Raw genomic sequence first — 452 nt, forward strand, 5'->3', positions numbered from 1 at the left:
ACCCTCGGCACCCACCGCGGCCTACCCGTCACCGCCATCATCACCATGACCTTGAAAGACCTCGACGCCGGCTGCGGATACGCCATGACCGCCACCGGCTCCCGCGTCTCCATCCGCGACGCCATCAGAATGGCCTCCCACGCCCACCACTACCTCACCATCTTCGACGACGACGGCCGAGCCCTCTACCTCGGCCGCTCCAAACGCATCGCCTCCCCCGACCAACGCATCGTGCTCATCGCCCGAGACCGAGGCTGCAGCTTCCCCTCCTGCACCCGCCCCGCCACCTGGTGCCAGGCACACCACGTCACCGACTGGATCGACGGCGGACCCACCGACATCGACTCCCTCACCTTCGGCTGCGACATGCACCACGCACTCGTCGGCACCGGCCCCGGCACATGGGCCACCACCAAAACCACCGCGAGCCACCGCTACCCGGGCCGCACCCT

1 protein-coding gene is annotated in these 452 nt (G+C 68.8%); it reads left to right on the top strand.

Annotation, left to right across the window (positions count from 1 at the left end; genetic code table 11):
• The coding region (locus tag J1M87_RS26240) for an HNH endonuclease signature motif containing protein (protein ID WP_206492634.1) at positions 1 to 452 on the top strand (452 nt) is incomplete at both ends.

The organism is Rhodococcus sp. KRD162, assembly GCF_017168335.1.
Taxonomy (GTDB): domain Bacteria; phylum Actinomycetota; class Actinomycetes; order Mycobacteriales; family Mycobacteriaceae; genus Rhodococcoides.